The organism is Pseudomonas sp. UBA5666, assembly GCF_002420785.1.
Lineage (GTDB): Bacteria > Pseudomonadota > Gammaproteobacteria > Pseudomonadales > Pseudomonadaceae > Aquipseudomonas > Aquipseudomonas fulva.
In genome coordinates, this window is record NZ_DIIQ01000046.1 from 1 (window position 1) to 301 (window position 301).

Sequence of the window (301 nt, forward strand, 5' to 3'; positions counted from 1 at the left end):
CCGCCGCCCAGCGCGAGGCCGCCGAAGCGCAGGCGCTGGCGCCTGGGGAGGCCTTGGCCGCGGAACGCAGCGATCGTTACCGTGACGACCCGCCTGCGCTGCCTGCCGGCGCTGGCCGGGTCGAGCCCCGCCTGTAAACGGAGACACCGCCATGTGCGAACTGCTGGGCATGAGTGCTAACGTCCCCACCGACATCGTCTTCAGCTTCACCGGCCTGATCCAACGCGGCGGGCGCACCGGCCCGCACCGTGACGGCTGGGGCATCGGCTTTTACGAAGGGCGCGGCCTGCGCCTGTTCCAG

Annotated in this window: 1 protein-coding gene and 1 pseudogene; both read left to right on the top strand. The window is 71.8% G+C overall.

Features of this window, described 5'->3' with window-relative positions:
• Window positions 1-137 (top strand): annotated as a pseudogene (locus tag B2Y33_RS23095) (MFS transporter); the annotation flags it as partial.
• Window positions 138-151: 14 nt separating this feature from the next.
• A partial coding sequence (locus tag B2Y33_RS20485; RefSeq protein WP_288633351.1) for a class II glutamine amidotransferase occupies window positions 152-301 on the top strand: 150 nt, incomplete at its 3' end.